Below are 24,069 nucleotides of genomic sequence, written 5' to 3'. Positions count from 1 at the left end.
CGGCTCAGACAGCGGTCAGACGCAGGAGGATGGCACCGCCGATGATCGACGCGAAGGAGATCAGACGGGCGAGCGTGATCTTCTCCTTGAAGAGGATCGAGCCGAGGATGACGGTGCCGACGCCGCCGATACCGGTCCAGATGGTGTAGCCGACGCTGACGTCCAGCTCGCGCAGGGCCAGCGACAGGGTGTAGATGCCGCCCGCGGCGGCGAGCAGGGTGAGCACGGAGGGCCACAGGCGGGTGAAGCCCTTGGTGGCGTTGGTGCCGAGCGCGAAGGCGATCTCGAAGAGGATGGCGAAGCCGAGGAAGACCCAGGTCATGACAGCGGCCTTTCTGTTCTGTGACGGGACGGGATGGGGAGGGGCGGTGCGGGGTGGAGCGCCGGCGGGCGCGGGTGCGGGCCCGGTCGGGGGCGCGGTCAGGCGGGGTGCGCGGGTCAGGCGACGCGCGCGGTCAGGCGACGGGCGCGGTCAGGCGACGGGCGCGGGAGCGGGCTCGGCCTGGGCTCCGGGGACGGCGGCCGCCTTCTTGGCCGCGATGTTGTCGGTGATCCGCAGGCCCAGGGCGCCGCCGATGATGAGGATGAAGGCGAGGACCTTCCAGACGGTCATGGGCTCGCCGTAGATGAGGGTGCCGAAGATGACCGTGCCGACGCCGCCGATGCCGGACCAGACGGTGTAGCCGACGCCGACGTCGATGGTCTTGAGGGCCTGGGACAGCGTGTAGATGCCGCAGGAGGCGGCGGCGGCCGTCAGCAGCGAGGGCCACAGCTTGGTGAAGCCGTCGGTGGCGTTGGTGCTGAGCGCGAAGATGATCTCGAAGAGCGAGGAGAACAGCAGCCAGGCCCATCCCTTGGAGGAGCCGGCGGGCGCCGTGTTCGCGGACATGAAGCCCCCATATAGTTGCTTGTACGCGCATGTAATTGTCGCCCGAGAGGTCCCTAGGCAGGGATGAGCGGCAGAACAAAAGCTTGCACGGTCATGTATCTTGTTGTCAAACGTTGATCCCGGAGGAGGTTCACCTGATGACCACACGCCCCTTTGCGCCGCCTGCCTCCTCCGACCAGGCGATGTGGAGCCGGGTCCTGACCCTGCACACCCAGGTCGAACGCGCGCTGGCCCAGGCCCTGCAGCGCCGGCACGGCATCGGACTCTCCGAGTACCGAGCCCTGGAGGACCTGTCCCAGGCCGGCGACGGCGAGCTGCGGATGCAGGAGCTCGCGGACCGGATCGGCCTCGGCCAGAGCTCGGTGACCCGCCTGGTGGGCCGCCTCGACGCAGCCGGTTTCGCCTACAAGGACCTTTGTCCCGCCGACAAGCGCGGTGTGTACGCGGTCATCACCGAAGAGGGTCGCGAGCGCTACAACGCCGCCCGCACCACCTACGCCGAGGTGCTCAGCTCCGCACTGAACACCATGGGCGCCGACCCGAGGCTCGCCGGCACCGTGCAGGCCCTGCGCAGCGCGTACTGAGCAGGCCGGTCGTTCACCTCCGGACCGAAGAGAGCCGCCCGCCGTCCGGGCGGCTTTGCTTGTTTCCGCCCCCATGCAAACGCCCCCGGGTGAACGCGGCCCTTCCTGCGCCCCACTGGATGTAACCCGCGGCTCACCTCTGTGACAGCACCGTTGTGGTTACTTGAACATGCAAGCCCAAGGGACCTAGCTCACCCTTGCTTCGCTTGATACATGCCTGACTCTGCATAGACCCCGGTGGGTACCTTCAGACTGCAACGATCACGGGGGAACGTGAGCCGGGGCCGGGCTGCTGCCGCAGCGCCGTGGCCGGGGCCCGTTCGCAGACGCCATGTGCACCCCCGCGATCCGGATCGGCGACCACTTCGCATCGACGGATGAACGACCGGGGGAACCGTGCCTTCATTACGACTGCTCGACACGCTGGCAGACCACGTGCTGCACCGGCCGCAGAGCGTGGCACTCGCGCGCGGCATCGCCTTCAGCGCCACCGTGCTGGGCCTGACGGTGGCGGGCACGGCGGCGATCGGCATGCTGTTCGTCCTGCGGCTCGGCAGGACGGACAGAGCGGAGTAGCCCGGGCGGCTTCGGCTTCCTCCGGTCGGGGCGGTCGGGGCGTCAGGGGGCGGTGGCTCTGATCCGGTCCAGGAAGGGTTCGAGGGCCGCGCGCCAGGCGGCCGGCTGGTCGTAGTGGAGGTAGTGGCCCGCGTCGGGGATTTCGGCGTACTGGCCGGCCGGCAGGACGCGGACCATTTCCTGGGCCTCGGCGCGGCCCAGCTCGCCGTCGAGGCCCCGGACGACCAGGGTCGGGCAGCGGACCTGGGCCAACTCCTCCCAGTGCGCGTCGTGGACCCAGGTCTCCCGGGCCGTCAGCATCTGGCGGCGGGAGAAGAGGGGTCGCCAGCCGTCCGCGGCCTCGTGCATCACCTCGGCGAAGAAGGCGCCGCGGCCGGGGTCGGGGCGCTCGACCCGGGGGTCGTCCTCGCCGAACCAGCGGCGGGCGGCGTCCTGAGTGGGGAAGGGCAGGGGCCAGCGGCGGAACCATTCTTCCCAGGCGCGCTGGGAGGCTTCGCCGAGGGCGGAGGCCCGCATGTCGCAGATCACCAGGGCCTCGACCAGCTCGGGGCGGCGGGCCGCGAGCTGCCAGCCGGTGAGGGCGCCCATGGAATGGCCGACCACGGTCACCGGGGCCAGGCCGAGCTGCTCGATGGCTGCCTCCGCATCGGCCACGAAGGCCTCGCGGCCGAGGGAGTACGGGCTGCCGGGGCGGGTCGGCGGGCGCTCGCTCTGCCCGTGGCCGCGCTGGTCGAGGGCCACGACGCGGCGGCCCTCGGCGAGCCACCGGGCGGTACCGGCCCAGTGGGAGGCACGGCCCATCAGGCCGTGGAGTAACAGCACCCGCGGGCTCTGCGGGTCCGCGGGCTCGTCCTCGGCTTCCCGGAACTCCCAAGCAGCCAGGCGCACGCCGTCGGACCCCGTCACATCAATGCGCTGTACCACCGCAGATGCACCCCCTTCGCTCCCGGCCAGACTATCGAACCCGCATTCGAAAACAGGGTTCTCGCCCCCAACACCCCTCTTTCGAGTGACCTTGCTCAAGGATTGACCACCGCTGCCGATGGAGATCCTTACCCCCGGGTGCAGGGGCCGCGGGGGTAAGACGGTCCGCGGGTAAGACCTGTAGCGCGCGGGCCTCGGGTACACCATGGGGAGCCCCGGCCCCGGCCCGGCGCGGCGCCGGGACCACCCACATCACCACACCCTGGCACCGCATCCACACCTCACTCGCCACACATCCCCAGGACGAGTGACCGGGACACGTGACGGTGACGCGGGGCGCGGCCCCCAGCGCGAGCCGACGAAGCCTCAGCGCTTGGCGACGAAGACGTGCGAGGCGATGTCCGCCTCCAGCTCGGCCGCCTCGCCGCCGCTGCCGACCAGCACCCCGCCCGGCGACTCCGTCACGCTCACCACCGATCCCGGCTGCACGCCGGCCCGCCGCAGCGTGTACATCAGCTGCGCATCCGTCTGGATCGGCTCGCCGATCCGGCGCACGACCACGGTCTTGCCCTCGGTCCCCGGGTCCAGCTCCGACAGGCTGACCATCCCGTCCTCCAGGAAGGGGTCCGCCTCGGCCTTCTCGCCGAGCTCCTCCAGCCCCGGGATCGGGTTCCCGTACGGCGACTCGGTCGGGTGGCGCAGCAGCTCCAGCACCCGCCGCTCCACCGCCTCGCTCATCACGTGCTCCCAGCGGCAGGCCTCGGCATGCACCTGCTCCCACTCCAGACCGATGACGTCGACGAGCAGACACTCCGCGAGCCGGTGCTTGCGCATCACGCGCGTCGCCAGCCGTCGCCCCTCGTCGGTCAGCTCCAGGTGCCGGTCGGTCGCGACGGCCACCAGGCCGTCGCGCTCCATCCGCGCCACCGTCTGGCTCACCGTGGGGCCGCTCTGATCGAGCCGCTCGGCGATACGGGCGCGCATGGGGACCACACCTTCCTCTTCCAGCTCCAGGATGGTGCGGAGATACATCTCCGTGGTGTCGATCAGTCCGGACATTCGTGCCCCTCGGATATCGTGCGCTGGCCCTGCCCCCAATTCTGACGCATCGGGCCGACAACCGTCCCGTGCCGGGCGCGGTCCCGGGGATTGACGTCCGTATTGACACGCCCTTGGTACAGACCGCACGGTGAGCGGCGGACACGGACGCACCCACTTTCGGAAGGGCCTTCGGCGTATGAGCGAGAGCAAGCTGGCCGGTCAGTTCCTCGACGCCGCCATCGGCCTGCTGGAGCGGGTGCGGGAGGAGGAGGGTGGGCGCATCGCCGAGGCCGGGACCGTCATGGCCGACGCGGTGGCGGCCGGGAACCGGCTGTTCGCCTTCGGTGCCGGCCACTCCTCGCTGCCGGCCCAGGACGTGGTCTACCGGGCCGGCGGACTGGCGCTGATGAACTTCCTCGCGGTGCCCGGCACGGTCGGTGTCGACGTCATGCCCGCCACGCTGGGCAGCGCCCTGGAGCGGGTCGACGGCCTCGCCGGGGCCGTCCTGGACAGCAGCCCGGCCACCGCCGGGGACGTCCTCGTGATCATCTCCCTGTCGGGGCGCAACGCCCTGCCGGTCGAGATGGCCATGAACGCCCGCGCCCTCGGCCTCAAGGTCATCGGCGTGACCTCGGTGGCCTACGCGACGCAGACCAGGTCGCGGCACGTCTCGGGCACCTTCCTCAAGGACCACTGCGACATCGTGCTCGACAGCAAGATCGCGGTCGGGGACGCCGAGCTGACCCTCGACGGCATCGACGCCCCCTTCGCCCCCGCCTCCACCGTCGTCACCAGCGCGATCATGCAGGCCGTGACGGCGGCCGCGGCCGGCGAACTCGCCGCCCGCGGGGTGGAGCCCCCGCTGCTGCGCTCGGGCAACGTGGACGGCGGCCACGAGTGGAACGGCCGGGTCCTCCAGGAGTACGGCGACCGCATCTTCTTCCGCCACTAGTCCGCCACGGGACGACCGGGTCCTGGCCACCAGGCCCTGACGACCGGCCCTCACCACCGGGTCCTCACCACGGTGTCCTACGGCGCGTCCTTCGGGGCGCGGGCCAGGTCCAGGTCGGCGGCGACACGGGCCGCGACCTCCTCCGCGTACGCCGCGTCCGCCTGCTCGAAGGCGGCCCGCGACGGTCCCCGTACGAAGGTCAGCACGCCCAGGGTCCGCCCGCGGCTGCGCAGTACGGTGCACAGCGCGTGCGCCGTGTCCCGCGGCCAGTGGCGGGCTTGCGCCCAGCCCTCGGCCGCGTCCCCGCGCGGCGCGCTGCTGCGCACCGACCCGATCCGGTCCAGGGCCTGGAGCGCCGGGTGCCCGGGCTCGTACCGCACGGGGATCGCCCCGGACCCCGGCAGCAGCGGCGGCGAGGCGGCGGAGCGCACGAGCCGCTGCCGCTCGGGATCGGCCGGCTGGTCCAGTACGTCGAGCAGGGCGTGCTCCGCGAAGCCGGCCAGGGCGAAGTCCAGGCGTACGACCGCGGCCTCCGCCGGGTCCTCGCACTCGGCGGCCGCCCGCCCCGCCCGGTGGAGCTGGCTGGAGCGGAACCGCACCTGAGCCGTGTCCAGCGCGGCTTGGCGGCCCTCGGTGATGTCCTGGAACAGCCAGCCGACGCCGAGCGGTACCGGCTCCTCCGCCAGCGGAGAACCGAGCCGCAGGAACCCGCACCGCCAGCACCGCCGCCGCACCCCCTCCGGGGTGGGCACGGACACCCAGAGCTCGACGGGCTCGGGAGAGGATCCCTCGGCCAGCACGTGCTGGAGGGCGCCTTCCAGTTCCTCGACGCCCTGGCTGAGCAGTTCCCCGAGGGGCCGCCCGAGCAGCGTCGTGCGTCCGGAGCCGAAGGCACGGGCGGCGTGGGCGTTGACGACGGCCGGGCGCAGGTCCACGTCGACGAGGACGACGCCCCAGGAGGCGTCCTCCATCAGGGCCTCGCTCAGGGCAATGGACCGCTCCAGGTCGATCTGCGTGTGCACCTCGGTGAAGGCGCAGTACACCCCGGCGGGTTTCCCGTCGGCGCCCGGCACTCCGGCGGACTGGGTCCGCACGAGGACGCGGCCGCCCTCCTTGGTCAGGAGCGCGAACTCGTTCACCTGCCGGCCGGGAACCTCCAGGGCGGCCATGAGCCGGTCCTCGACGTCCTGCGCGTCGGCGGCCCGCGCTGCCCACCCGGCGAAGCCCTTGCGCCCCACCGCCTCGGCGGCGCTCCAGCCGAGGATCCGCTCGGCCTCGCGGTTCCAGTGGGTGATCACGCCGTCGGCGTCGAAGGCGCAGAGAGCCGCGTCCATCCCGTCCAGCAGCGCTGCGAGCAGATCGTCGGCGGTCTCACTCCGTCCGGAAGCACTCACCTGGCACCCCCTGCAGGTGTTCGCGTGTGCGGCACGTCAGATCATTGAACTGGAACGTGACGCAGCCCACACCGCATTCCCCGAATTGGGCACGAAATCCGCTCAGGAGGGCCCGGTGAGCACCCCGTAAGCCACCCACCGCGGCCACCCTCACCACCACGGTCGGGGCCGTCACGGCGCAGAGCCTCCGGCGCGTACGGACGTCCCCCGCCGGCCGGAGGCGGTGACGCGGGGCTGCGCGGGGCGGGGGGAAATAAATGCTTGTGGCGCGCGGGGTGCGTGTCTAGGCTCTGCCGTACACGAGAAGGGAGGTGGTTCCGGAAATGTACGGTAACCGGACGCGTGAGGTGGCTGCGGGCTAAAGGCCCGTCGTCGCACGCACCCAGTGCGGTGCCCGGCGGAATCGCCCGGCGCCAATCCCAAGCAGTCACCCGACCCGCGGGCTCGCCGGTACGTCCGGCCGGCTTCTCTTACTGCAGAAGAGAAACCCGAGCTCGCGGGTCGTCTGCGTTCCCGGACGGTGCTCCGGGGCCGGGCGCGGCCCGCCCGACCCTCCCGTCAGCGCCGCCGCACGGCTACGGGCAGAGCCGCTCGATGCGCCACTTCCCGCCCTCGCGGACGTAGCGCAGGCGGTCGTGGAGGCGGTTCTCGTGGCCCTGCCAGAACTCCACCTCCTCGGGGACGATCCGGATGCCGCCCCACTCGGGCGGGACCGGGACCTGTTCCCCCTCCGGGTAGCGCTCTTCCAGCTCGGCGTAGCGGCGGTCGAGCTCCGCGCGGGAGGCGATCACCGCCGACTGCTCGCTCGCCCAGGCGCCCAGCTGGGATCCGTGGGGTCGGGAGCGGAAGTACGCGGCGGTCTCGTCGCGGCCCGTGCGGGAGGCGGTCCCGGTGACGATGACCTGGCGGGCGATGGGGTGCCAGGGGAACAGCAGGGCGATGTGCGGGTTGGCGTCGAGTTCGCGGCCCTTGCGGGAGGCGTAGTTCGTGTAGAAGACGAAGCCCCGCTCGTCGAACTGCTTCAGCAGCACCGTGCGGGAGCTGGGGCGGCCGTCGGGCGTCGCGGTGGAGACGACCATCGCGTTCGGCTCGAAGAGATGCGAGTCGGCGGCCTGCTGGAACCACACGGCGAACTGGCGCATGGGATCCTCGGCGAGGCCGTCCTCGTGGACGATCTCCGAGCGGTACTGCTTGCGCATGGTGGCGGGGTCAATGTCCTGGTCGGTCACGCGGGCCATCCTGCCGCAGGAGGACGCGCGGCAGTGTGCCGTATGTCACGCTTCCGCAGGCCAGCGGGAACCGCCAAAATCTTGGGGCCGGTCCGCGGGTCCCACAACGGGTGACCAGCGGCCGTGCCGGGCATCAACGGGGATGACCGCGCCGGACTGCGAATCACGCCGGGAGCCGCGCGTGTTCGCACTATCTGAGGAGCCGCCTGATGTCCGACTTCGTACCCGGGCTCGAAGGGGTCGTCGCGTTCGAAACCGAGATCGCAGAACCGGACAAGGAAGGCGGATCGCTGCGCTATCGCGGCGTCGACATCGAGGACCTGGTCGGCCACGTCTCCTTCGGGAACGTGTGGGGTCTGCTCGTCGACGGGGCGTTCAACCCCGGCCTGCCGCCCGCCGAGCCGTTCCCCATCCCGGTGCACTCCGGTGACATCCGCGTCGACGTGCAGTCCGCCCTCGCGATGCTCGCCCCCGTGTGGGGCCTGAAACCGCTGCTCGACATCGACGAGCAGACCGCCCGCAACGACCTGGCGCGGGCCGCCGTGATGGCACTGTCGTACGTCGCCCAGTCCGCCCGCGGGCAGGGCCTGCCGATGGTGCCGCAGAGCGAGATCGACAAGGCCGAGTCCGTGGTCGAGCGGTTCATGATCCGCTGGCGGGGCGAGCCGGACCCGAAGCACGTCAAGGCCGTCGACGCGTACTGGACCTCGGCCGCCGAGCACGGGATGAACGCCTCGACGTTCACCGCGCGGGTGATCGCCTCCACCGGCGCCGATGTGGCGGCCGCCCTGTCGGGTGCCGTGGGCGCGATGTCCGGGCCGCTGCACGGCGGCGCGCCGTCCCGCGTGCTCGGCATGATCGAGGAGATCGAGCGCACCGGCGACGCCGTGGCGTACGTGAAGAAGGCCCTGGACAAGGGCGAGCGGCTGATGGGCTTCGGGCACCGGGTGTACCGGGCCGAGGACCCGCGCGCCCGCGTGCTGCGGCGTACCGCGAAGGAGCTGGACGCCCCGCGCTACGAGGTGGCGGCCGCGCTGGAGAAGGCCGCGCTGGAGGAGCTGCACGCCCGCCGCCCCGACCGGGTGCTCGCCACCAACGTGGAGTTCTGGGCCGCGATCATGCTGGACTTCGCGGAGGTCCCGGCGCACATGTTCACCTCGATGTTCACCTGCGCCCGCACCGCCGGCTGGTCGGCGCACATCCTGGAGCAGAAGCGCACGGGCCGCCTGGTGCGCCCCTCGGCCCGCTACATCGGCCCGGGCCGGCGCGACCCGCGCGAGATCGAGGGCTTCGCGGACATCGCCAAGACGGCCTGACCCGTCCCGTCCGCCGGAGGCCGCAGGGCGCCGCATCCCCGACGGGGTGCGGCGCCCTGTGCCGTGTGCGCCCCGGTTTGCCGTGTGCGGCCCCGGTTTGCCTGGGACGGCTCGGGTGGCGGTACGGCTCAGCCGAGGACGGTGTCCAGGATGCGGGTCCACTGGGCGACGACGCGGGCGCGGCGGGGGCCGTCGTCGGTCAGGACGTTGGCGAGGCCGAGGCCGCGGGCCATGTCGAGGAAGCCCTGCACGGTCTCCCGTACGCCCGGGACGGATTCGTCGGCGCCCAGGAGGTCGACGGCGATGCGGTGGGTCTCGCGGCCCACGCGCGCCTCCAGTTCGACGACCTGGGGACGCAGCTGTTCCTCGTTGGAGGCGGCGACCCACAGCTGGAGGGCGGCCCGGAAGAGGGCGCCGGTGTAGAGGTCGACGAGGGCCCCGACCACGGCGGGGCGGGCCGCCGGACCGGCGTGGAAGAGCTCGCGCAGGGCGGTGGAGCGTTCCTCGGCGACGTAGGCGACGGCCGCCGTGAACAGGGCCTCGCGGGTGGGGAAGTGGTACTGGGCGGCGCCGCGGGAGACACCGGCGCGTTCGGCGACGACGGCGACGGTGGAGCCGGCCCAGCCCTGTTCGGCCAGGCAGGAGACGGCCGCTTCCAGGAGGTGGCGGCGGGTGACGCGGCTGCGGGCCTGCTTGGGGCCGGTCACGGGCTTCGCGCCGGTCACAGGGCCCATGACGGGTCCCGGCGCTCGAAGCGGGCGGTGATGCCCTCGCGGGCCTCGTCCGAGGCGAAGTGGCGGGCGGACAGCTCCGCCAGCGCGTCTCCGTCCCGGTCCAGAGCGGCCCGCAGCGGCGCGGTGACCAGGCGCTTCGTCTCGGCCAAGGCCTGCGGGCCGGCCTTGCGCAGCCCGGTGAGCACGGGCGTGAGCACCTCGTCGACGTCCTCGCCGTGCAGGGTGAGCAGCCCGATCCGGGCGGCTTCGGCCGCGTCGAAGGCCTCGGCGGTCAGCAGGTAGCGGCTGGCGGCGCGCGGGTCCAGGCGGGGCAGCAGCGGCGCGGAGATGACGGCGGGGACGACCCCGAGGTGGGTCTCGGTGAAGGCGTACGAGGACTGCGGCCCCGCGGCGGCGATGTCGCAGGCGCCGAGCAGGCCGAGTCCGCCCGCCCGGACGTGACCGGTGACGCGGGCGACGACCGGCCGGGGCAGTTCGGCGATCTCGCGGAGCAGGGCGAGGAAGTCGGCCGGTTCGCAGGGGGACTTGAGGTCGGCGCCCGAGCAGAAGGTGCTGCCGGTGTGGGTGAGGAGGACGGCCCGGACCGCGGGGTCGGCGGCCGCCGCGGCGAGGGCGGCGCGCAGCTCGCCGACGAGGCCCGCGGACAGCGCGTTGCGGTTGCCCGGGGAGTCCAGGGTGAGGGTGGTGATACCGGGCGGATGCGCTGCCGGCTCGACGCGGACCAGGGGGGACATGCCGTTCTCCTCCGGAGGGTTGTACGGGTGGTGCGGGGCGTCAGCCGACGGGCGGCAGCCGACGCCCGGGGCTCAGTACGACTTGGGCAGGCCCAGGGTCTGGTGCGAGACGAAGTTGAGGATCATCTCGCGGCTGACGGGGGCGATGCGGGCCACCCGGGAGGCCGTGATGAGGGAGCCCAGTCCGTACTCGCGGGTGAGGCCGTTGCCGCCCAGGGTGTGGACGGACTGGTCCACTGCCTTCACGCAGGCCTCGGCGGCAGCGTACTTGGCCATGTTCGCCGCCTCGCCCGCGGCCATGTCGTCGCCCGCGTCGTAGAGGTGGGCGGCCTTCTGCATCATCAGGCGGGCGAGTTCCAGGTCGATGTGGGCGACCGCGAGGGGGTGGGCGATCGCCTGGTGGGCGCCGATCGGCTCCTTCCAGACCTGGCGGGTGCGCGCGTAGTCGACGGCCTGGGCGAGCGCGTACCGGCCCATGCCGATGGCGAAGGCGGCGGTCATGATGCGTTCGGGGTTGAGCCCGGCGAACAGCTGGAGCAGGCCTGCGTCCTCGTCGCCCACCAGGGCGTCGGCGGGCAGCCGCACCTCGTCCAGGACCAGTTCGAACTGCTTCTCGGCCGCCTGGAGCTCCATGTCGATGACGGAGCGGGAGAAGCCGGGGGCGTCGCGGGGGACGATGAACAGGCAGGGCTTGAGTCGTCCGGTGCGGGCGTCTTCGGTGCGGCCGACGATGAGGGTGGCGTCGGCGATGTCCACGCCGGAGATGAACACCTTGCGGCCGCTGAGCACCCATTCCTGTCCGTCACGGCGGGCGGTGGTGGTGATGCGGTGCGCGTTGGAGCCGGCATCGGGCTCGGTGATCCCGAAGGCCATCGTGCGGCTGCCGTCGGCGAGACCGGGGAGCCAGGCCCGCTTCTGCCCCTCGGTGCCGAAGCGGGCGATGACCGTGCCGCAGATGGCCGGTGAGACCACCATCATCAGCAGGGGGCAGCCCGCGGCGCCCAGTTCTTCGAGGACGATGGAGAGTTCGGCGATGCCCCCGCCCCCGCCGCCGTACTCCTCGGGGAGGTTGACGCCGAGGTAGCCGAGCTTGGCGGCGTCGGCCCACAGCTCGTCGGGGTGGCCGCCCTCGCGGGCGACCCGGGCGAGGTAGTCGCGCCCGTAGCGCCGGCCGAGGGCGGCGACGGCGGCCCGCAGCGCCTTGCGGTCTTCGGTTTCCATGACGGGGCTGGTGGCGGGGCTCATGCTGGCGGTTCCTCCTGGACTACGGCGAGCAGGGCGCCGAACTCGACCTGGTGGCCGACGGTGGCGTGGAGCGCGGTGAGCGTGCCGGAGGCGGGAGAGACGATGCGGTGTTCCATCTTCATGGCCTCCAGCCACAGCAGGGGCTGCCCGGCGGTGACGGGCGTGCCGGGGGCCAGGCCCTCGGCGACGCGGATGACGGTGCCGGGCATGGGGGCGAGCAGGGAGCCGGGTTCGGTGCGGGCTCGGGGGTCGCTGAACCGGGGGACGGGGGTCAGGGTGCGGGCACCCAGCGTGGGGGTCCCCCCGCCGAAGGCAGGGGCGGAGTCCACGTAGGTCTCCTCCCCTCCCGGGCCTTGGGTGTTCGATTTGCGTTTCACGTGGAACATCCGCCGGACACCGTCGACTTCGAGGGTGACGCCTTCCCGTTCGACGGAGAGGACGCGAACGCCGGGCTGGTCCACGAGCTCCGGGGGCCCGGTGCGGGCGGGCCGGTAGCGGACCTCGTACGGGGTCCCGCCCGCGCTGTAGCAGCGGCTCTGCGGCTGGGAGCGGAGGTTGCGCCAGCCGCCGAGGCGGGCGGCGAGCGGGGCTCCGGGGGCGGGCGCGGCATCGGCGAGGGCGGCGGCGACGGCGGCCAGGGCGGTGGCCCGCTCGGCGCCCGGGGCGGGCGCGGTGAGGGCGGCCAGGTGCCGCTCGTAGAAGCCGGTGTCGACGCGGCCGGCCGCGAACTCGGGGTGGTGCAGGGAGCGTACGAGCAGTTCGCGGTTGGTGAGGAGCCCGTGGATCCGGGCTCCGGCCAGGGCGTGGGCGAGGGCCCGGACCGCCTCGGCTCGGGTCGGGGCGTGTGCGACGACCTTGGCGAGCATCGGGTCGTAGTGGATGCCGACCGTGTCGCCGTCGGTGAAACCGGTGTCCACGCGGACGTCGCCGGAGACGGCGAGGGTGTGCAGGACACCGGTCTGGGGCCGCCAGTCGCTGCCCGGGTCCTCGGCGTACAGGCGGGCCTCCACGGCATGGCCGGCGGGCTCCGGAGGCGTGAGGGGCAGGGGCCTGCCCTCGGCGATCCGCAGCTGGAGGGCGACCAGGTCCAGGCCGAAGACCGCCTCGGTGACGGGGTGTTCCACCTGGAGGCGGGTGTTCATCTCCAGGAAGTACGGGCGCCCGTCGGCGGCGACCAGGAACTCGACCGTGCCCGCGCCCTGGTAGGAGACGGCCCGGGCGGCGGCCACGGCCGCCTCGTGCAAGATGGTGCGCAGGGCTTCGGGAAGGCCGGGCGCGGGGGCCTCCTCGATGACCTTCTGGTGGCGCCGCTGCAGGGAGCAGTCCCGGGTGCCGAGCGCCCAGACCGTGCCGTGGGCGTCGGCGAGGATCTGCACCTCGACGTGGCGGCCGCGCTCGACGTAGGGCTCGGCGAAGACCTCGTCGTCGCCGAAGGCGGACCGGGCCTCGGCAGCCGCGGCGTCCAGCTCGGCCTTGAGCTCGGACAGCTCGCGGACGATGCGCATGCCCCGCCCGCCGCCGCCCGCGGCGGCCTTGAGCAGCAGCGGCAGGTCCGCGGCAGTGGCGTGCGCCGGGTCCACGGGGTCGAGGAGCGGGACCCCGGCGGCGCGCATCAGCTCCTTCGCCCGGGTCTTGGAGGCCATGGCCTCGATGGCCTCGGGCGGCGGGCCGATCCAGACCAGGCCCGCGGCGAGCACCTCGCGGGCGAAGTCGGCGTTCTCGGAGAGGAAGCCGTAGCCGGGGTGGACGGCGTCTGCGCCCGCGGCGAGAGCGGCTTTGACGACCAGGTCGCCGCGCAGGTAGGTGTCGGCGGGGGCGGCCCCGGGCAGGCGTACGGCCGCGTCCGCCTCCCGTACGTGCAGGGCGCCCGCGTCGGGGTCGGAGTGCACGGCGACGGTCGCCAGGCCCAGGGCGCGGGCGGTGCGGAAGACGCGGACGGCTATCTCGCCGCGGTTCGCGACGAGGACCGAGGTGATCAGCTGGGTCATGTGCGGGGTCATGTGCGGGCTCACATCCGGAAGACGCCGAAGCCGCCGCGGGCGCCCTCGACGGGGGCGTTGTGGACGGCCGACAGGCACAGGCCGAGGACGGTACGGGTGTCGCGCGGGTCGATGACCCCGTCGTCGTACAGCCGCCCGGACAGGAACATCGGCAGGGACTCGGACTCGATCTGCGCCTCCACGAAGGCCCGCATCCCGGCGTCCGCCTCCTCGTCATACGGCTGTCCCTTCGCGGCGGCGGACTGCCGCGCGACGATGGAGAGCACGCCGGCGAGCTGCTGGGGTCCCATGACGGCGGATTTGGCGCTGGGCCAGGCGAAGAGGAACCGGGGCTCGTAGGCGCGGCCGCACATGCCGTAGTGGCCGGCGCCGTAGGAGGCCCCGATGAGCACCGAGAGGTGCGGGACGCGGGAGTTGGATACCGCGTTGATCATCATCGCGCCGTGTTTGATGATGCCGCCCTGCTCGTACTCCTTGCCGACCATGTAGCCGGTCGTGTTGTGGAGGAAGAGCAGCGGGATGTCGCGCTGGTTGGCGAGCTGGATGAACTGGGCGGCCTTCTGCGACTCGGCGCTGAACAGCACGCCCTGCGCGTTGGCGAGGATGCCGACCGGGTAGCCGTGGAGGGTGGCCCAGCCGGTGACCAGGCTGGTGCCGTACAGCGGCTTGAACTCGTCGAAGTCCGAGGCGTCGACGATGCGGGCGATGACCTCGCGGGGATCGAAGGGGGTCTTCAGGTCGGCCGGGACGATGCCGAGGAGTTCGTCCGGGTCGTACGCCGGTTCCTGGGCGCGCGGCGGATCCGGGTGCGGCTTGCGGTGGTTGAGGCGGGCCACGACCCGGCGGGCCTGGCGGATCGCGTCGTGCTCGTCGAGGGCGTAGTGGTCGGCGAGGCCGGAGGTGCGGGCGTGCATGTCGGCTCCGCCGAGGGATTCGTCGTCGCTCTCCTCGCCCGTGGCCATCTTGACCAGGGGCGGACCGCCGAGGAACACCTTGGACCGGTCCTTGATCATGATGGTGTGGTCGGACATGCCGGGGACGTACGCGCCTCCGGCGGTGGAGTTGCCGAAGACGACGGCGAGGGTGGGGATGCCGACGGCCGAGAGCCGGGTGAGGTCCCGGAAGATCGCGCCGCCCGGGATGAATATCTCCTTCTGGGAGGGCAGATCGGCGCCGCCGGACTCGACGAGGCTGATGCAGGGCAGGTTGTTCTGCCGGGCGATCTCGTTGGCCCGCAGGGCCTTCCTGAGGGTCCAGGGGTTGGACGCCCCGCCGCGGACGGTGGGGTCGTTGGCGGTGATCAGGCACTCGACGCCCTCGACCGTGCCGATGCCGGTGACCATGGAGGCACCGACGGGGTAATCGCTGCCCCAGGCGGCCAGCGGGGACAGTTCCAGGAACGGGGTGTCCGGGTCGAGGAGCAGCTCCACCCGCTCGCGGGCGAGGAGTTTGCCGCGGGTCCGGTGGCGGGCCGTGTACTTCTCGCCGCCGCCGAGGAGGGCCTTGGCGTGTTCGGCATCGAGCTCGGCCAGGCGTTCCTGCGCGGCGGCGCGGGCGGCGGCGAACTCGGGGGCGTGGGGGTCGACGGTGCTGGTGAGACGGGTCATGGGCCGGTCCCCTCCGGGGCGGGCAGCAGGTGGACGGGGATGTCGAGGTGGCGGGCGCGCAGCCACTCGCCCAGGGCTTTGGCCTGGGGGTCGAAGCGGTGGGCGGAGGCGACGCCGGCGCCGAGGATGCCGGTGACGGTGAAGTTCAGGGCCCTGAGGTTCGGCAGGGCGTGCCGCTCCACGCGCAGCCCGCGGGTCTCCGGGAGCAGTTCCTGGAACACCTCTGCGGTGAGGGTGCGGTGGAGCCAGTCCCAGGCCGGGTCGGTCTCGACCCAGACACCGACGTTGGCGTCGCCGCCCTTGTCCCCACTCCGAGCCCCGGCCACCGCCCCCAGGGGCGCGCGGATCACCGGCCCTGCGGGGCTCGCCCCCTCCCCGCCCTTCCCCGGAGCCGGGGGCTGCGGGCCCGGGCGCCGCTCCAGGGGCTCCGCCCCGGGGCCGACGGGGGCTCCGCCCCCGGACCCCGGCGCCTCACCCGCCGGCGGGGCGGGGGTGTGCCCCGCACATCCGGCCCGCGCGGCGGGGGAGGGCGCGGGCGCGGAGCGCCCGTCGGGGGCCCCGCTGGTCACGTCCCCGGTTCCGGAGAGGGGCGGGGCTGGGGAGGAGGCTCGGGCAGCCGGGATCATCCGGCGGGTGCCGTCCGGGAGGACCGCCACGTGCGGGACCTCGTCGGCCGGGATCGGGGCCGAGGTGAAGACCCCGTACGGCTGGGCCGGGGCCGGCGGGGCCGTGACGTGGAACCCCGGGTAGCTGCCCAGGGCGAGCTCGACGGCCGCCGAGGTCAGCTCGCGGCCCACCCGCTCCGGCGAGGGGTCCCGGACCACCAGCCGCAGCAGCGCGCTCGCCGTTTCCTGCGTCGGGGCGTCCTCGTGGTCCGTGCGGGCCAAAGTCCAGGCGACCGAGGAGACCGGCGCCAGCGCCTCCGCCATCTGCGCCCGCACGAGGGCCGCCTTCGCCTCGATGTCCAGGCCGGTCAGGACGAAGGCCACCTCGTTGCGCCAGCCCCCGATCCGGGTGACCCCCACCTTCAGGGTGGAGGGCGGCGGCTCGCCCACCGCGCCCGAGATCCGGACCCGGTCGGGACCCGCCTCGGTCAGGCGGACCGTGTCCAGGCGGGCCGTCACGTCGGGGCCGAGGTAGCGCACGCCCTGGGTTTCGTAGAGGAGTTGGGCGGTGACGGTGCCGACCGAGACCACCCCGCCCGTACCCGGGTGCTTGGTGATCACCGCCGTGCCGTCCTCGGAGATCTCCGCCAGCGGGAAGCCGGGCCGACGGACGTCGTGCCCGGCGAAGAAGGCGTAGTTCCCGCCGGTCGCCTGGGTCCCGCACTCCAGGACATGGCCCGCGACCACCGCCCCCGCCAGCCGGTCGTAGTCGTCCGGCGCCCAGTCGAACCACCACGCCGCCGGCCCGCTGACCAGGGCCGCGTCCGTGACCCGGCCGGTGACGACCACGTCCGCGCCTTCCCGCAGGCAGGCGGTGATGCCCGCGCCGCCGAGATAGGCGTTCGCGGTCAGGGCCCCCTCCGCCCCGGCGTAGGGCATCAGGTCGTCGCCCTCGACGTGGGCGACCGCGACCGGCACCCCGACCTCGGCCGCCAGCGCGCGGATCGACCCGGCCAGCCCCGCCGGGTTCAGCCCGCCCGCGTTCGCGACGATCCGTACGCCCCGCTCGTGCGCCAGGCCGAGGCCTTCCTCCAGCTGGCGCAGGAAGGTCTTCGCGTAGCCGAGGTCCGGGTTCTTCAGCCGGTCGCGGCCGAGGATCAGCATGGTCAGCTCGGCCAGGTAGTCCCCGGTCAGTACGTCCAGCGGTCCGCCGGTCAGCATCTCGCGCAGGGCGTCGAAGCGGTCTCCGTAGAAGCCGGACGCGTTCCCGATCCGCAGCGGACGACCGGGTAGCGGACGGCCGGGCACCGGGGGACGGGTCACCGCGCGTCTCCCGGTGCGCGGCCCGGGCCCGCCGGCCCCGCGAAGGCCTGGGCGATGTCCAGCCAGCGGTCGGCGTCGGGGCCGGTCGCCGTCACGCGCAGGTCGCAGCGGTGGGCCCGCTGGGTCACCAGGAGGCAGAAGTCGAGCGCCGGGCCGGTGACCCGCTGCGCGGCGTCCTCCGGGCCGTACGACCAGAGCTCCCGGCCGTCCGGGGAGCGCAGTTCCACCCGAAACTCCTCGCCGGGAGCGGGCAGTCCCCGTACGGCGAACGCGTAGTCCCGGGCACGTACGCCGATCCTGGCCACGTGCCGCAGCCGCGCGGTCGGGATGCGGCGGACGCCGAGGGCGTCCGCGACGTCCTGGCCGTGCGCCCAGGTCTCCATCAGCCGGGCGCTCGCCATCGAGGCGGCCTTCATCGGCGGCCCGAACCAGGGGAAGCGGGTGTCCGGCGAGGCGGCGGCGAGTGCCGCGTCGAGCGCCGTACGGGTGGCCCGCCAGCGCTCCAGCAGCTCGCCGGGCGGCAGCGCCGCGCCCTGCGCCGCACCCTCGTCCACGAAGGTGTCCGGCGCCGCGAGGGCCGTCTCGGTCAGGCGGGCGAAGCCGGGAGCGTCGGTGAGGGAGAGCAGCGCGGCCCGGTCCGTCCAGTGCAGGTGGGCGATCTGGTGGGCGACGGTCCAGCCTGGGGCGGGGGTGGGCCGGGCCCAGTCCGCCTCCGGCAACTCGCCTACAAGGCGGTCCAGTTCGAGGCTCTCCTCACGCAGGTCGGCACGGACGGCGATGGCGGACGGATCGGGCACTGCGTGCTCCCCTCTCGGCGTGAGGGAAGACTGGCAGCCCGCCACAAAACAATCAAGCATGCTTGCATGATTTGGCCGCCCAACCGCCGCCTTCCCGCCACCCGCCCCAACCGGCGCCCTCGGACGCCCGCTTGCCGTCCGGCCGCGGACCGGCAGGTCCGACCCCCGGTCGACCCGCTCACCATGCCGGGCGATTCAGGCCGTACCTCCCCAACTCGCCAGGGATCACCGGATGTCGCACCGATACTGAACGCTTCGTCCCCCCACCCCGGGCAAACCGACGAAGAGGATGAACCGACGTGACCGACGTGACCGGCAGGAACCCAGCCGCCTTCTCCCTCTATCCCGAGCTCGACGCCACCACCCTCACCGCCTTCCTCACCGCCTTGGAGAGCGGCGACGTCACCGGCCTCGCCCCGGCCCGCGCCGCCGAGATCGCGGACGTCCGCTCCGTCGCCGTCTTCGGCCGCGTCAAGGTCGCCGGCGCCGACGGGGACCTGCTCGATGCCGCGCTGTGGCGGCACACCGGGGTCCAACCGCGGCCGGTGATCGTGATGCCCTCGCCGTGGACGCACCACGGCTGGCTCCCCTACGTCGTCCAGGCGAGCATCTTCGCGGCCCGCGGCTACAACGTCCTCGCCTACAGCGCCCGCGGCTTCGCCGGTTCCGAGGGCCAGGTCGACGTGGCGGGCCCGCTCGACGTCGCCGACGGCAGCCGGGCCCTGGACCACCTCATCGAGCGCACCGCCGGGTCGGTGACCAGGATCGGCTTCCTCGGGGACTCGTACGGCTCCGGCATCGGCCAACTGGTCGCCGCGCACGACACCCGCGTCGACGCGGTGGTCGCCCTCAGCACCTGGGGCGACCTCGGCGAGGCCTTCTACGAGAACCGGACCCGCCACGTCTCCGCCGTGGAGGCACTGCTGCGCGCGGCCTCGAAGGCACGGCTGAGCCCGCAGACCCAGAGCGTGTTCGAGAACGTCCTCGCCAACCGCGACGTCCAGGGCACGCTGCGCTGGGCCGAGCAGCGCTCCCCGTACAGCCACGTCAAGGAGCTCAACCGCCGGCACGTTCCCGTCTACTTCGCGCAGGCGTGGCACGAGACGCTCTTCCCGAACAACCAGACGCTGAAGATGTTCAACGAGCTGACCGGCCCCAAACGCCTCGACTTCTCCATCGGCGACCACTCCGGGCCGGAGATGACCGGCATGATCGGGCTGCCCAACCGGATCTGGACCACCGCCCACCGCTGGCTGGACCACCACCTCAAGGGCATCGACAACGGCATCACCGACGAGGGCCAGGTGCTCGCCGAGGTCATGTGGGGCCGGGCCCTGGAGCCCCGCCCCACCTGGCCCTCTGTCACCGAGGACGTACGCCGCCTGCACCTGGCCGGGACCGGCGAGCTCACCGACGCCGCCGACGCCGGCTGGAGCGCGAGCGTCCTGTGCGGGGTGGACACCCCCGCCACGGTCGCCGACGCGGTCGTGCTCTCCGGGTACGACGAGATCGCCGGCCGCCCGAAGGCCTACCCGACCGGCGACATCGACCGCTCCGTCGCCGCCGTCTGGGCAGCCGACCCGGAATCGGAGACCACCCGCCTGCGCGGCATACCCCGGCTGCGCGTGACGTACCGGGCCGCGAACTCCAAGTCCACCTTCGTCGCGTACCTGCTCGCCGTCGCACCCGACGGCACGGGCCACCTCGTCACGCACGCCCCGTACACGGACCTCGACTCACCGCCCGACAGCCTCGTCCGCGCCGACATCGAGCTCCAGGCCACGGCGTACGACGTCCCGCGCGGGCACCGGCTGATGCTGGTGATCGACGCCCGCGACCCCTTCTACGGCGACGCCAACCTGCCCCGCGCGACGCTCGCCTTCACCTCCCCGGAGCCCACCCCGTCCTACCTGGACCTGCCGCTCGGCTAGGCCGGTCCCCGTCCCGCCGGCCCCCCGTGCCGGCGGGACGGAACTCACGACGTACGGGACAGGTCCATCGTCCAGTTGAGGAGCCAGCGGTCGTCCTCGGCCACGGAGAAGTACTGCTCCCACCGGGCGGAGTCCGCCGTGATGTCCCGCCACACGAACCGCACCCGGACCGCCTTGCCCTCGTAGGAGTCCTCGCCCTCGAAGACGCCGGTACCACCGCGGAACCCGCCGACCACCGGCGGGAAGAGCGTGCCCGTGCGCCCGCTGGCCCAGTACAGCGACCACTGCTCCCGCACGGGGTCGTAGAGGCGCAGGGTGAGCCCGGCGAAGCCCTTCGTCGGGAACTCGATCTCGTCGAAGCTGGCATGTCCGTCGAAGTGGCGCGAGGCGCGGGACACCGCCGGGAACTCCTCCCACGCACTGTCCGCGTCGAGGAAATCGGTACGGCGGCGGTTGGTGACGTCCCAGGTGCCGAGCAAGAAGTCGAAGTCGTTCATCCCGTGAACCTAAGAGCCCTCCCCTGACATCCTGTGTCAGTGAAGTCCAGCCGGCTCCTCTCGATGCTCCTCCTGCTCCAGACCCGCGGGCGGATGACCGCCGCCGAACTCGCCGCCGAGCTGGAGGTGTCCGTACGCACCGTCTACCGCGACGCGGAGGCGCTGGCCGCGGCGGGCGTACCGCTGTACGGGGACGCCGGCCACAGCGGCGGCTACCAGCTGCTCGCCGGCTACCGGACCCGCCTGACCGGACTGAACTCCGGCGAGGCGGAGGCCCTGTTCCTGACCGGCATGCCGGGCCCCGCGGCGCAGCTCGGCCTCGGGCCGGCCCTGTCGGCAGCCCAGCTCAAGCTGCGCGCCGCCCTGCCGCCCGAGATGCGGGAGCAGGCCGACCGGATGCGCCTGCGCTTCCACCTGGACGCCCCGGGCTGGTACGCGGAGCACGAGGACACCCCGCACCTCGCCCAGGTCGCGGACGCGGTCTGGCGCGGCCGGGTGATCGAGGTCCGCTACCGCCGCTGGAAGGAGCCGCGGGAGGTCGACCGGCGCCTGGCCCCGTACGGGCTCGTCCTGAAGGCGGGCCGCTGGTACCTGGTGGCCGCACCCGCCCAGGCCGAGCCGCGCACCTACCGCGTGGACCAGATCCTGTCCGTCACCGAAACCGAGGAACGCGCCGAGCCGCCGCACGGCTTCGACCTGGCGGCCCACTGGCGCCGCACCCAGACCGACTTCCACGCCCGGCTGTACCCGGAGGAGGCCCTGGTACGCCTCTCCCCCCGCGCCGCCGCCCGGCTGACCGGCGCCCAGGCCCGCGCCCTGACCGCCACGGCCGAACCGGACCCGGACCTCCCGGGCTGGACCCGCGCGGTCCTCCCGATCGAGTCCCACACCCAGGCCCAGGATCAGTTCCTGTCCCTGGGCCCGGACGCAGAGGTCCTGTCCCCGCCGCCCCTACGAGCCGCCATCCGCACAGCCCTCACCACCATGACGGCCCGCTACACCTGAGGCGCCACCGGAAGCAGAGCAGGTGACGCCCGGGGCCGACGTCGACGACCCCCGGGGACACCCGGGCTCGTGGACCGTCACCCCGCCCTCCGGGCCCCCGATCGGGAGCGGCTGCGCACCACAACTCGGGCGTTATCCCGGCCCCAACGGGGCGAGCAGTCCGCAGCCGGCACACTTCACGTGCTCCTTCGCACAGACCCCGTCCGGATGCGCCGCCGAGGACATGATTTTCAGGCTCAGCCGCGAGAGGTCGAACGCCTCCCGCTGCATCCGTCCGAGGTCTTTCGTGACGGCCACCCGGTCAGCCTTCCTGAGTGATCACTCGGTGAAAGGCCCTGACCACCCTCGCCAGTGCGCGCACACGGTTCCAGTCGCCCAACGGGGAGGCCTCGGGACCGCGGCCGGTGAGGGTGCGCCAGTCCTCCAGCGCGTTGCCGGCCGCAGCCGCCCCGTTCCGGCGGATGACATCACAGAGAAGCTGCTCGCCCTGGATGGTCAGGCCGGAGAGGAGCGCGGCGATGTCCTCATCGGGGGGCTTGAGGTTGTAGGGGACCAGGGCCTTCGAGACCAGGGCCGCCGCGTCGGCGGCCATCGCCGAGGCGGGGGTGTCCGCAGGACTCTCGTGCACGACGCATCACTCCTCGACAAAGGGCGACGAGGGATAAATCTCCCTAGGGAGCCGGACAGATCTCCCTAGGGAGGTCAAGCGGCCCTCCTCGGAAGCGCTGCCACGCCAGCAAAAAGGGCCCGCCGAAGCGGGCCCTTGCACGGTGTGACGGTCAGCTGTTGAAGTCGTACTGCATGACGTACGAGCCGGCGTCCAACAGCATGTGGTTGACCTCGACAGGCTTGCGCTCTGCGGTCATTGCAGTCCGGTAGACCTCGATGAGAGGAGTCGCCGGCAGGAGGGCGAGCAGGTCTGCCTCTTCCGGACTGGGCATGCGGGCCCGGAGTTCCTCCGTGAAGTCGACAGGAGCCAAGCCCAGATCTGCCAGCCGGGCGTAGACGCCGCCGGGGCCGGGGTCTGGCTGGGCGATCCGGGTGTGGCGGACGAGGTCGGCGGCCAAGTACGAGGTCGCCTGCTGCACCGGGGATCCGTCGACGAGGTACCGGCGGCTGCGGACGAGGACCGTCGCGCCCTCGTCGAGACGGAGGGCGCGCACCACCCACCCCGGCGCGACCGTCTCGTGGACCTCGATGTCCACGACCTCCATCGGCCGGCCACTCACATCCGCGGACCAGATCGAGGCGCCCGACGACCACTGCGACCGGGACAGTCGCTGCGTCGCCACGCGCCGGATCGGCTTGAACTCGCGGACGTAGGTGCCGGAGCCCGGTCGGGCAACGGCCGCCCCTTCCGTGACCAGGAGCTTCAACGCGTTCGCGGCGGTCATCTTCGCCACGCCGTACTGCCTGACGAGCGCAGGCTCTCCGGGCAGTCGAGCGCCCGGGCCGAATTCACCGGAGTCGATGCGCGCCCGCAAGTCGTCGGCGATCTGCCGCGCCGTCTCGGGCATGATCGACCTCCGTTTCTCCCTAGGGTGGTACCAACTTAGTCAACGGTCGGCGGCTTCGCTCAGCGGGGCGCCGGGCGCGTCGGCTCCGCCGGAACGGGCGGCCGCGGGTTGGCCGGCCACGTTGGCCGGCCGCAGGTCGGCCGGTCGGGGCGGGCGGCGTGCCCCTGCGAGCGGGGGTCAGGCGTCTGCCAGGCGGGGCTGGGAGCGGACTGCGCCCATGGAGGCTGCGATCACCAGGGCGATCGCCGCCGCGTCCAGGGCGGACAGCGCCTGGTGGAGGAGGAGGAAGCCCGCCGTGGCGGCGATGGCCGGCTCCAGGCTCATCAGGATCGCGAAGGTCGGGGCCGGCAGCCTGCGCAGGGCCAGCAGTTCCAGGGTGTACGGCAGGACCGACGACAGCACGGCGACCCCGACGCCCAGCGCCAGCGTGCTCGGCACCAGCAGCGCCGAGCCCGCTTCGTACACGCCCAGCGGGAGCGACAGCACCGCCGCCACCGCCATGGCCAGGGCGAGGCCGTCCGCCTGCGGGAAGCGGCGGCCGGTACGGGCGCTGAAGAGGATGTACGCGGCCCACATCGCGCCCGCCCCCACCGCGAGGGCCGCGCCCAGCAGGTCGAGGCCGCCGAAGCCGCCTCCGCCGTGACCGGCCAGCAGCCCGACTCCGCCCAGCGCGAGGACCGCCCACAGCAGGTTCACCAGGCGTCGCGAGACGAGCACCGACAGGGCCAGTGGGCCGAGCACCTCCAAGGTGACGGCCGGGCCGAGCGGAATGCGGTCGATGGCCTGGTAGAAGAGGCCGTTCATCCCGGCCATGGTGATGCCGAAGGCCACGACGGTGCCCCAGTCGGCCCGCGAGTACCCCCGCACCTTGGGGCGGCACACGAGCAGCAGGACCAGCGCGGCAGCGGCCAGCCGCAGGGTGACCACGCCCGCCGCACCGGCCCTCGGCATCACCATCACGGCGAGGGCGGCCCCGAACTGCACCGAGACCCCCGCCGCGATCACGAGCGCGACCGGACCGAGCCGGGACGGGCTCACGGCAGGCTCCGCGGAGGCGGAGGCGGAGGCGGAACCGGAACCGGCGGAATCGGACACCGAAGCGGACGGCGAACGGGTCGCAGAACCGGAAGCGGAGGGAGCGGGCACGGGTGCGGGCATGAATCCAGACT

Annotated in this window: 23 protein-coding genes; 6 read left to right on the top strand and 17 right to left on the bottom strand. The window is 73.0% G+C overall.

What is annotated here, in order from left to right:
• Positions 1-4 precede the first annotated feature (4 nt).
• Both AB0B01_RS08605 and AB0B01_RS08600 read right to left on the bottom strand, forming a co-directional pair.
• Positions 5-322 (bottom strand): multidrug efflux SMR transporter, encoded by a 318-nt coding sequence (locus AB0B01_RS08605; protein ID WP_361714375.1) that lies wholly within the window; start codon positions 320-322, stop codon positions 5-7.
• A gap of 150 nt (positions 323-472) precedes the next feature.
• Positions 473-889 (bottom strand): multidrug efflux SMR transporter, encoded by a 417-nt coding sequence (locus AB0B01_RS08600; RefSeq protein ID WP_361714372.1) that lies wholly within the window; start codon positions 887-889, stop codon positions 473-475.
• 137 nt (positions 890-1,026) lie between these two features.
• Here AB0B01_RS08600 and AB0B01_RS08595 point away from each other — a divergent pair, with 137 nt between their 5' ends.
• Positions 1,027-1,473, top strand: coding sequence for a MarR family transcriptional regulator (locus AB0B01_RS08595; RefSeq protein ID WP_356850675.1), 447 nt, complete (start codon positions 1,027-1,029; stop codon positions 1,471-1,473).
• 396 nt (positions 1,474-1,869) lie between these two features.
• On the top strand, positions 1,870-2,049 hold the full coding sequence (locus AB0B01_RS08590) for a hypothetical protein (protein ID WP_361714369.1): 180 nt from the start codon (positions 1,870-1,872) through the stop codon (positions 2,047-2,049).
• Positions 2,050-2,091: 42 nt separating this feature from the next.
• Here the strand turns inward: AB0B01_RS08590 and AB0B01_RS08585 are convergent, their stop codons facing one another.
• Together AB0B01_RS08585 and AB0B01_RS08580 are read right to left on the bottom strand one after the other, a co-directional pair.
• On the bottom strand, positions 2,092-2,973 hold the full coding sequence (locus AB0B01_RS08585; protein ID WP_361714366.1) for an alpha/beta hydrolase: 882 nt from the start codon (positions 2,971-2,973) through the stop codon (positions 2,092-2,094).
• Between the two features lie 366 nt (positions 2,974-3,339).
• A complete protein-coding gene (locus AB0B01_RS08580; protein ID WP_356850688.1) occupies positions 3,340-4,032 on the bottom strand; it encodes a metal-dependent transcriptional regulator in 693 nt (230 codons plus the stop codon).
• 178 nt (positions 4,033-4,210) lie between these two features.
• Between AB0B01_RS08580 and AB0B01_RS08575 the strand changes: the two genes are divergently transcribed.
• Positions 4,211-4,966, top strand: coding sequence for an SIS domain-containing protein (locus AB0B01_RS08575; protein WP_361714363.1), 756 nt, complete (start codon positions 4,211-4,213; stop codon positions 4,964-4,966).
• 77 nt (positions 4,967-5,043) lie between these two features.
• Here the strand turns inward: AB0B01_RS08575 and AB0B01_RS08570 are convergent, their stop codons facing one another.
• Together AB0B01_RS08570 and pdxH are read right to left on the bottom strand one after the other, a co-directional pair.
• Positions 5,044-6,360: a PAS domain-containing protein gene (locus AB0B01_RS08570; protein ID WP_361714360.1), complete on the bottom strand. Its 1,317-nt coding sequence runs from the start codon at positions 6,358-6,360 to the stop codon at positions 5,044-5,046.
• Positions 6,361-6,935: 575 nt separating this feature from the next.
• Positions 6,936-7,598 (bottom strand): pyridoxamine 5'-phosphate oxidase, encoded by a 663-nt coding sequence (gene pdxH / locus AB0B01_RS08565; RefSeq protein ID WP_361714357.1) that lies wholly within the window; start codon positions 7,596-7,598, stop codon positions 6,936-6,938.
• 200 nt (positions 7,599-7,798) lie between these two features.
• On the opposite strand from pdxH, the gene AB0B01_RS08560 reads away from it, so the two are divergent.
• Positions 7,799-8,905, top strand: a complete 1,107-nt coding sequence (locus AB0B01_RS08560) for a citrate synthase 2 (protein ID WP_361714354.1) — start codon at positions 7,799-7,801, stop codon at positions 8,903-8,905.
• Positions 8,906-9,033: 128 nt separating this feature from the next.
• Here AB0B01_RS08560 and AB0B01_RS08555 read toward each other — a convergent pair whose 3' ends face one another.
• The 7 genes from AB0B01_RS08555 to AB0B01_RS08525 all read right to left on the bottom strand — a co-directional run bounded on the left by AB0B01_RS08555 (position 9,034) and on the right by AB0B01_RS08525 (position 17,950).
• Positions 9,034-9,639, bottom strand: a complete 606-nt coding sequence (locus AB0B01_RS08555; protein ID WP_361714351.1) for a TetR/AcrR family transcriptional regulator — start codon at positions 9,637-9,639, stop codon at positions 9,034-9,036.
• On the bottom strand, positions 9,627-10,373 hold the full coding sequence (locus AB0B01_RS08550) for an enoyl-CoA hydratase family protein (protein WP_361714348.1): 747 nt from the start codon (positions 10,371-10,373) through the stop codon (positions 9,627-9,629). Before AB0B01_RS08550 ends, AB0B01_RS08555 begins: the two co-directional genes overlap by 13 nt.
• A 72-nt stretch (positions 10,374-10,445) precedes the next feature.
• Entirely contained in the window at positions 10,446-11,618 is a 1,173-nt protein-coding gene (locus AB0B01_RS08545; protein WP_361714345.1) for an acyl-CoA dehydrogenase family protein, read from the bottom strand.
• A complete protein-coding gene (locus AB0B01_RS08540; RefSeq protein ID WP_361714342.1) occupies positions 11,615-13,606 on the bottom strand; it encodes a biotin carboxylase N-terminal domain-containing protein in 1,992 nt (663 codons plus the stop codon). The genes AB0B01_RS08545 and AB0B01_RS08540 overlap by 4 nt, the downstream gene beginning before the upstream one ends.
• 20 nt (positions 13,607-13,626) lie before the next feature.
• Positions 13,627-15,225: a carboxyl transferase domain-containing protein gene (locus tag AB0B01_RS08535; protein ID WP_361714339.1), complete on the bottom strand. Its 1,599-nt coding sequence runs from the start codon at positions 15,223-15,225 to the stop codon at positions 13,627-13,629.
• On the bottom strand, positions 15,222-17,051 hold the full coding sequence (locus tag AB0B01_RS08530; protein ID WP_361714473.1) for an acyclic terpene utilization AtuA family protein: 1,830 nt from the start codon (positions 17,049-17,051) through the stop codon (positions 15,222-15,224). Before AB0B01_RS08530 ends, AB0B01_RS08535 begins: the two co-directional genes overlap by 4 nt.
• Before the next feature lie 98 nt (positions 17,052-17,149).
• Complete coding sequence (locus tag AB0B01_RS08525) at positions 17,150-17,950, bottom strand: TIGR03084 family metal-binding protein (protein ID WP_361714336.1); 801 nt, start codon at positions 17,948-17,950, stop codon at positions 17,150-17,152.
• Between the two features lie 299 nt (positions 17,951-18,249).
• On the opposite strand from AB0B01_RS08525, the gene AB0B01_RS08520 reads away from it, so the two are divergent.
• Positions 18,250-19,881 carry an alpha/beta fold hydrolase gene (locus AB0B01_RS08520; protein ID WP_361714333.1) on the top strand — a complete coding sequence of 544 codons (1,632 nt, stop codon included), beginning with the start codon at positions 18,250-18,252 and terminating at the stop codon, positions 19,879-19,881.
• A gap of 44 nt (positions 19,882-19,925) precedes the next feature.
• Here AB0B01_RS08520 and AB0B01_RS08515 read toward each other — a convergent pair whose 3' ends face one another.
• Positions 19,926-20,378, bottom strand: a complete 453-nt coding sequence (locus tag AB0B01_RS08515) for a hypothetical protein (protein ID WP_361714330.1) — start codon at positions 20,376-20,378, stop codon at positions 19,926-19,928.
• A gap of 39 nt (positions 20,379-20,417) precedes the next feature.
• Between AB0B01_RS08515 and AB0B01_RS08510 the strand changes: the two genes are divergently transcribed.
• On the top strand, positions 20,418-21,383 hold the full coding sequence (locus AB0B01_RS08510) for a WYL domain-containing protein (RefSeq protein ID WP_361714327.1): 966 nt from the start codon (positions 20,418-20,420) through the stop codon (positions 21,381-21,383).
• 301 nt (positions 21,384-21,684) lie between these two features.
• On the opposite strand, the gene AB0B01_RS08505 is transcribed toward AB0B01_RS08510, so the two are convergent.
• The 3 genes from AB0B01_RS08505 to AB0B01_RS08495 form a co-directional block, all read right to left on the bottom strand.
• On the bottom strand, positions 21,685-22,011 hold the full coding sequence (locus AB0B01_RS08505; RefSeq protein ID WP_361714324.1) for a DUF6415 family natural product biosynthesis protein: 327 nt from the start codon (positions 22,009-22,011) through the stop codon (positions 21,685-21,687).
• Between the two features lie 151 nt (positions 22,012-22,162).
• Positions 22,163-22,900 (bottom strand): GntR family transcriptional regulator, encoded by a 738-nt coding sequence (locus AB0B01_RS08500; RefSeq protein ID WP_361714321.1) that lies wholly within the window; start codon positions 22,898-22,900, stop codon positions 22,163-22,165.
• Between the two features lie 177 nt (positions 22,901-23,077).
• A complete protein-coding gene (locus AB0B01_RS08495; RefSeq protein WP_361714318.1) occupies positions 23,078-24,058 on the bottom strand; it encodes an EamA family transporter in 981 nt (326 codons plus the stop codon).
• Between the last annotated feature and the right edge of the window lie 11 nt (positions 24,059-24,069).

Origin of the sequence: Streptomyces sp. NPDC044571, assembly GCF_040647115.1 — a bacterium.
Classification (GTDB): domain Bacteria; phylum Actinomycetota; class Actinomycetes; order Streptomycetales; family Streptomycetaceae; genus Streptomyces.
Note: the sequence above shows the minus strand (reverse complement) of the source record. Positions and strands in the feature narration are given on the sequence as shown.